The sequence below is a fragment of the Streptomyces sp. NPDC004561 genome, from assembly GCF_053602155.1.
Genome location: NZ_JBSGDB010000462.1, coordinates 1 through 6,908, shown reverse-complemented (window position 1 = coordinate 6,908; position 6,908 = coordinate 1). Strand labels below are relative to the sequence as shown.

Genomic DNA, 6,908 nt, shown 5'->3' with positions numbered 1-6,908 from the left:
GGCTGCTGGAGACGGAGCTGACCGCGCGCGGCCTGTTCGACGAGGCCGGCCTCGAAGCCGTACAGGTGGACGCCGAGGCGATGGCCGCTTCGCTGCACGAACCGTGAACGCGGCCCCGCTGTCACCAGGGGGGCCGCCTTCACGCTTCGACGGGCCGGTCAGCAGATGCGGGGCAGTTGCTCCCCCAGCGGCAGGTCCACGACCCGGGTGCCGCCGAGGCCGGTGGCGACGACGACCATCCCGGGGTGGTCCGGGACGCACTCGCCGACGATCGCCGCGCCGACGCCCTGCGGATGGGCGCGCATCGCGGCCAGTACGGCCTCGGCGTGCTCCGGGGGCACGAAGGCGACGAGGCGGCCCTCGTTGGCGACGTAGAGCGGGTCCAGGCCGAGGAAACCGCAGGCGTTCACCACCTCGTCGGGGACGGGGACAGCGCGCTCGCGCAGCCGCACCCCGGTGCCGGAGGCGCGGGCGATCTCGTTCAGGGACGTGCCGAGCCCGCCCCGGGTGGGGTCGCGCAGCACGTGGATGTCCTTGGTGACGTCCAGCATGGCCGCGACCAGGCCGGCCAGGGGCGCGGTGTCGGAGGCGATCTCGACCCCGAACTCCAGGCCCTCGCGGACACTCATGACGGCCACGCCGTGCAGGCCGATCGGGCCGCTGACGATGACGGCGTCGCCCGGCCGGGCGCGCTGCGGCCGGATGTCGACCCCGTCGGGAACGAGGCCGACTCCGGCGGTGGTGACGTAGACGCCGTCGCCGTGCCCGGACTCGACCACCTTGGTGTCCCCGGTGGCCACGGTGACGCCCGCGGCCTCGGCCGCCGCGCCGATCGCGCGGGCGATCCGTCCGACGACGGCGAGTTCCACGCCCTCCTCCAGGACGAAGGCCGTGGAGAGGTAGGCGGGCCGCGCGCCGCTCATCGCGAGGTCGTTGACGGTGCCGTTGACGGCGAGGTCGCCGAGGCTGCCGCCGGGGAAGAACAGCGGGCGCACGACGTAGGAGTCGGTGGAGAAGGCGAGCCGGGCGCCGCCGAGGTCGAGGACGGCCGAGTCGGTCATCGCGGCCAGGACGGGGTTGCCGTAGGCGGGGGCGAAGACCTGGTCGATCAGTTCGGCGGAGAGGGCGCCGCCCCCGCCATGGCCCATGACGACGACGGGCTGGTCGCGCAGCGGGGCCGGGCAGGTCCAGTTCGCGGGGTCGACGGCCGCCGCTTCGGTGGGAGCGAGGTCAGCCAACGGGGTTCATCTCCTCCTGCGGGATGCGGGATCCCTGCGGTGCCGGGGCGTTCATGCGGCGGTACAGGTAGTAGGCGGCGCAGGCGCCCTCGCTGGAGACCATGGTGGCGCCGAGCGGGGTGCGCGGGGTGCAGGCCTTGCCGAACGCCTCGCACTCGGTCGGCTTGATGAGGCCCTGGAGGACCTCGCCGGCCCGGCACACGGCGGGTTCCTCGGTGCGGATGCCGGAGACGTCGAAGCGGTGCTCGGCGTCGTGGGCGCGGAAGGCGTCGCTGAGCCGCCAGCCGCTGGCCGGGATGCGGCCGATGCCGCGCCAGTTGCGGTCGGCGACCTCGAAGACCTCCTCGATCATGCGCAGGGCCGCCGGGTTGCCCTGCTCGCGCACGGCGCGGGGGTAGGCGTTCTCGATCCGGTGCTCGCCGCGCTCCAGCTGGTGGACGGCGCGCCGGATGCCCTCGAGGATGTCCAGCGGCTCGAAGCCGGTGACGACGATCGGCACACGGTGCTTCTCGGCCAGGTCCGGGTACTCGGCGGTGCCCATCACGCTGCACACGTGCCCGGCGGCGAGGAAGCCCTGCACCCGGCAGCTGGGGGCGGTCATGATCGCCTCGATGGCCGGGGGGACCCGGACGTGGGACACCAGCAGGCTGAAGTTGTCGATGCCCAGGCGGCGGGCCTGGTGGACGGCCATGGCGTTGGCGGGCGCGGTCGTCTCGAAGCCGATGGCGAAGAACACGACCTGCCGGTCGGGGTTCTTACGGGCGAGGTCGAGGGCGTCCATCGGCGAGTACACGACCCGGACGTCACCGCCCTCGCCCTTGACCCGGAACAGGTCCCGGTCGGTGCCGGGCACCCGCAGCATGTCCCCGAAGGAGCAGAAGATCACCTCGGGGCGGGCGGCGATGTCCAGGGCCTTGTCGATGACCTCCAGCGGTGTGACGCACACCGGGCAGCCGGGGCCGTGGATCAACTCCACCTCTTCCGGCAGCAGTTGGTCGATGCCGTGCCGGATGATGGAGTGGGTCTGGCCGCCGCAGACCTCCATCAGGGCCCAGGGCCGGGTGGCCGTGGCCCGGATCTCGTCCAGCAACCGGTGGGCCAGCTCAGGGTCGTTGAACTCGTCGATGTACTTCACCGGATCTCACTCCCGCTCTCCTGCCGCGCGGCCTGTTCCCACGCGTCCCCGAACTCCTCCTCCATCAGCCCCAGTTGCTCGAACAGCTCCAGGGACGCCCGGGCCGACTCCTCGTCCAGCCGCTGCAGCGCGAAACCGACGTGGACGATCACGTACTCCCCGACCCGCACATCGGGCAGGTACTCCAGGCAGGCCTGTTTCTGGACGCCGCCGAAGTCGATCAGTCCGGTGAGGGGGTCGGCGCGGTGGTCGATGGACACGACCTTGCCGGGCACTGCCAGACACATGGGTCACTCCGTCTCGTGGTGGGTTGCTGTTCCCGCGACCATGAGCTGGCCGAGCGCCAGACCCCCGTCGTTCGGCGGGACTTCGCCGTGCCGCAGGATCGTGAAGCCGTCGGTGCCCAACAGTCGCGCGCACTCCTGCTCCAGCAGGGCGTTGGCGAAGACCCCGCCGGTGAGGGCGACCGTGCCCAGACCGGTCGCCGTCCGGGCCCGGCGGCAGATCTCCGTGACGGCCCGTGCCACGCCGCGGTGGAAGCGGGCCGCGAGCACCGGGGCGGGGGTGCGCCGCCGCAGGTCCGCGAGCAGGGCCCTGAGCATCGGGGCAGGGGTGCACGCGAGGACGCCGTCACCGGTGAGGCCGAAGGGGTACGCCTCGGCGTCGGCGTCCCGGGCCTGTGTCGCCGCCGCCTCCAGCTCCAGCGCGGCCTGCGCCTCGTAGCCCGCGCGGTGGCACACGCCGACGAGGGACGCGACGGCGTCGAAGAGGCGGCCCATGCTGGACGTCGGCACACAGGCCACCTGGTTGGTCAACTGCTGTCGCAGTACCGCGAGTTCGGACTCCGTGCAGGCGGTGACGCTCGGCAGCTCCGGGTCCCAGGGCAGCCCCGCGGCCCACAGCCGGGCCAGTGCCAGCCGGCAGGGGTTGGCCACGCCGGCGTCACCGCCGGGCAGCGGGGCGGGGGTCACATGGGCGAAGCGGCGGTAGCCGGTGTAGTCGGCGAGCAGGATCTCGCCGCCCCAGACGGTGCCGTCGTCGCCGTATCCGGTGCCGTCGAAGGCGATCCCGATGACCGGGGTGGTGCCGTCGAGGCCGTGTTCGGCCATGGCGGAGGCGATGTGGGCGTGGTGGTGCTGGACCAGCCGCACGGGGAGGTGTGCGGCGCGCCGGCGTGCCCACGCGGTCGAGTGGTAGCCGGGGTGCCGGTCCGCCGCCACCAGTTCGGGGGCGACTCCGGTCAGGCGGGTGAGGTGCAGCTCGGCCCGGCGTGCGGCTTCGAGCGTCGCCAGGTCGCCCATGTCGCCGATGTGCGGTCCCAGCCAGGCCTGGTCGCCCTCGCCGAGGCAGGCCACGTTCTTCAGGTCGCCGCCGACCGCGAGGGCGGGCCGTACCGGAACCGGCAGGCGCAGCGGCCGGGGCACGTATCCGCGGGAGCGGCGCAGCACCTGTTCGGTGCCGTCGGGGCGGACCCGCAGCAGGGAGTCGTCGCAGGGGGAGGCGATGGGCCGGTCGTGGGCGAGCCAGGCGTCGGCGAGCCCCGCGAGCCGGGTCAGCGCCTCGACGTCGTCGGTGACGATGGGCTCCCCGGAGCGGTTGCCGCTGGTCATGACCAGTGCGCGCGGGCCGGGCGGATCGCCGGGCAGCCCGAACAGCAGGGTGTGGACGGGGGTGTAGGGCAGCATCACGCCGAGGTGCGGGCTGCCCGGGCAGACCTGGCCGGCGAGCCGGGTTCCGTCCGCCGGTGTGCGGCGGCGCAGCAGGACGATGGGGCGGCGGGCGCCGGTCAGGGCGGCCCGTTCGGCGGCGGAGAGGATCGCGAGACGCTCCGCGGTGCCGAGGTCGGCGCACATCACCGCGAACGCCTTGCCGCCGCGTTCCTTGCGGCCGCGCAGGGTGGCGACGGCCTGTTCGTCCGTGGCGTCGCAGGCCAGGTGGTAGCCGCCGACTCCCTTGACGGCGACGATCCGTCCGGCGGCGAGCAGCGCCCGCGCGGCGGCGAGGGCGTCCGCGTCCCGGGCCGGGCGGACCCCGAGGCCGTCGGCCGGGGTCAGGGTGAGGCGCGGTCCGCAGTCCGGGCAGGCGACGGGCTGGGCGTGGAAGCGCCGGTCGGCCGGATCGCCGTACTCCCGGGTGCAGTCGGGGCACATGGGGAAGCCGGCCATGGTGGTCGCGACGCGGTCGTACGGCATGCCGGTGGCGATGGTGAAGCGGGGGCCGCAGTGGGTGCAGGTGATGAACGGGTGCCGGTGGCGCCGGTCGGCCGGATCGGCCAGTTCGCGCAGGCAGTCCTCGCAGGTGGCGGTGTCGGGCGGGAGCTGGGTGCGGCCGGTCGCCCGGTCGGTGGAGCGGATGGCGAAGGGGCCGGTGTCGCCCGTGGCGGGCAGGTCCTGGCCGACGATGCCCGTCACCGTGGCCAGGGGCGGGGGGCGGTGGGCCAGCAGGTCGCAGAAGCGGTCCACCCCGTCCGCCGGGCCCTCGACCTCGATGAGCACGCCGTCGCCGGTGTTGCCGACGAAGCCGGCCAGGGCGAGTTCGGCGGCCAGGCGGTGGACGTACGGCCGGAATCCGACGCCCTGCACGGTCCCGCGCACGGTGAGCCGGCGGCGGACCAGCCCGGTGGCGGGGGCGGTCATGCGACGGGGGCGGACGGGCTGTGGTGGTGGCCGTGCGGGTGGGGGGCGAGCGGCGGCCGGTGCGCCGGGTTGCCGTCGCGGGTGGCGAGGGCCCGGTCGAGGAGGGTGCCGACCCCGTCGCCGGTGCGGGCGCAGGACCGTACGATCTCCACGCCCGGGTTGACCCGCTGGACGTTCGCCCGGAAGGCGGCCTCGTCGAAGCCGGCCGCTTCGGCCAGGTCGGTCTTGGTGATGACGACCAGGTGGGCGGAGCCGAAGGCGGTGGGGTACTTCAGCGGCTTGTCCTCGCCCTCGGTGACCGCCATCAGCACGATCCTGAGGGTCTCGCCGAGGTCGTACGAGGCCGGGCAGACGAGGTTGCCGACGTTCTCCACGAAGAGCACGGAGGTGTCCGGGGGCAGCCAGCCCGCCAGCCGGGCGCGCACCTGGCCGGCCTCCAGGTGGCACAGCCCGTCGGTGAGGAGCTGCTGGACGGGGGCGCCGGAGCGGGCGAGGCGGACGGCGTCGTTCTCGGTGGCGAGGTCGGCGGTCAGGGCGGCCACCGGCACGCCCCGCTCGACCGCGCGGGCCAGCATCCGGCCGAGGAGTTCGGTCTTGCCGCTGCCGGGGCTGGACAGCAGGTTGACCACGGTGACGCCCTGCCGGGCCAGGTCCTCGCGCAGGCTGGCGGCAAGGTCGTCGTTCTTCGCCAGGACGGCCTGTCTGACGTCGGACCGGCACATGGGCGCTGCTCCTCGGAGTCGGCGGCTGGGCCCGGGACGCGTCCCGCGCGGCCCGGGGTGTCACCGATCTTCGGCGGTGCCGGCCGTGCGGGCGGGCAGCGCAGCCGCGTGCGGGGGCCCGGATTCCACCGGGCGGCCCAATGACGGTGCGGGTGCGTGCGGATCGGCCAGCAGGGCGGGGATCAGCGTGTGCAGCGCGTCCACGGCGTGGTCGACGGCCGCCCGCACGGGTGTGCTGAGTCCCGGCAGGATGTCCTCGTCGCCGCCGGGCAGCACCGCCGGCTCGCAGGCGAGGACGAGGACCCGGGGCAGCGGCTCGTCGCCCAGGTGGGTGGCCAGGGCCAGGACCTTCGCGGGGTCCATGCCGTGGGCCTCGGGCGGGACGGTGCCGTCGGGGGGTTCGGCTTCGATCAGGGACAGGGTGCCGGGGCGGTGCCCGCGGCGCGCCGCGTCGACCAGGACGGCGGTGGTGCACCCGTCGAGCAGGGTGTAGGCGAGGTCCAGGCCGCGGATGCCGTAGTCGCGCACCCGCACCTCGGGCGGCAGCGGTCGGTGGTCGAGGGCGCGGATCACCTCGGGGCCGAAGGCGTCGTCGGCGAGGAAGATGTTGCCGACGCCCGCGACCAGCAGCCGGGCCGTCAACGGACTTCTCCGGCGGGCGTGGTGAGGGGCCGGGGCGAGCCCGTCGGCGTCTTGCGGACGAAGGCCGAGCGCAGGCCGTGGTAGGGCGCCGTGGGGTCGAAGAAGACGGCGTGCATCCGGGCGAGTTCGGCCTGCCGGTACTCGGCGAGCGGGCGTTCCCGTTCACCGGCCGCGCGGGCGGCCGCCTTGGCGGCGATCCGCCGGTCCAGGTCGGGGGCGGCGGCGAGGCCGGTCGCGAACCGCTCGACCTCGGTGGCGAAGTGCCCGGGCGCGGCGGGCACGAGGCGGTCCACCAGCCCGAGCCGCTCGGCGGCCGCGGCGCTCATGGGCAGCGCCTCGGTGGTCAGCCGGTGGGCGTGTTCCGGCCCGACGCGACGCGGCAGGGAGTAGGTCCAGAACTCCGAGCCGTACAGGCCCATGCGCCGGTAGTGCGGGTTGAGGACGGTGCCGGTGCGGCACCACACCTGGTCGGCGGCGAGGGCGAGCATGGCGCCGCCGGCGGCCGCGTTGCCGGCGAGCGCGGCCACCGTTGCGG

7 protein-coding genes are annotated in these 6,908 nt (G+C 74.7%); all 7 read right to left on the bottom strand.

Annotated features, from left to right (window positions below):
• Nucleotides 1-158 precede the first annotated feature (158 nt).
• Complete coding sequence (gene hypE / locus ACWEN3_RS37795) at nt 159-1,238, bottom strand: hydrogenase expression/formation protein HypE (RefSeq protein WP_452980665.1); 1,080 nt, start codon at nt 1,236-1,238, stop codon at nt 159-161.
• Nucleotides 1,231-2,373 (bottom strand): hydrogenase formation protein HypD, encoded by a 1,143-nt coding sequence (gene hypD / locus ACWEN3_RS37790; protein ID WP_452980662.1) that lies wholly within the window; start codon nt 2,371-2,373, stop codon nt 1,231-1,233. The genes hypE and hypD overlap by 8 nt, the downstream gene beginning before the upstream one ends.
• The gene (locus ACWEN3_RS37785) at nt 2,370-2,660 is read right to left on the bottom strand and encodes a HypC/HybG/HupF family hydrogenase formation chaperone (protein ID WP_452980659.1); all 291 of its coding nucleotides are present in this window, start codon (nt 2,658-2,660) and stop codon (nt 2,370-2,372) included. The genes hypD and ACWEN3_RS37785 overlap by 4 nt, the downstream gene beginning before the upstream one ends.
• A 3-nt stretch (nt 2,661-2,663) precedes the next feature.
• Nucleotides 2,664-5,009 carry a carbamoyltransferase HypF gene (gene hypF / locus ACWEN3_RS37780; protein ID WP_452980656.1) on the bottom strand — a complete coding sequence of 782 codons (2,346 nt, stop codon included), beginning with the start codon at nt 5,007-5,009 and terminating at the stop codon, nt 2,664-2,666.
• A complete protein-coding gene (gene hypB, locus ACWEN3_RS37775; protein WP_452980653.1) occupies nt 5,006-5,731 on the bottom strand; it encodes a hydrogenase nickel incorporation protein HypB in 726 nt (241 codons plus the stop codon). Before hypB ends, hypF begins: the two co-directional genes overlap by 4 nt.
• Nucleotides 5,732-5,791: 60 nt before the next feature.
• The gene (locus ACWEN3_RS37770; protein WP_452980651.1) at nt 5,792-6,373 is read right to left on the bottom strand and encodes a hydrogenase maturation protease; all 582 of its coding nucleotides are present in this window, start codon (nt 6,371-6,373) and stop codon (nt 5,792-5,794) included.
• The coding region (locus ACWEN3_RS37765; RefSeq protein WP_452980648.1) for an enoyl-CoA hydratase/isomerase family protein at nt 6,370-6,908 on the bottom strand (539 nt) is incomplete at its 5' end. The genes ACWEN3_RS37770 and ACWEN3_RS37765, both read right to left, overlap by 4 nt.

Excerpts from the sequence above, each read along its gene's own strand:
- ACWEN3_RS37785 (WP_452980659.1), bottom strand. The coding sequence starts at position 2,660 with ATGTGTCTGGCAGTGCCCGGCAAGGTCGTGTCCATCGACCACCGCGCC.
- hypF (WP_452980656.1), bottom strand. The coding sequence starts at position 5,009 with ATGACCGCCCCCGCCACCGGGCTGGTCCGCCGCCGGCTCACCGTGCGC.
- hypB (WP_452980653.1), bottom strand. The coding sequence starts at position 5,731 with ATGTGCCGGTCCGACGTCAGACAGGCCGTCCTGGCGAAGAACGACGAC.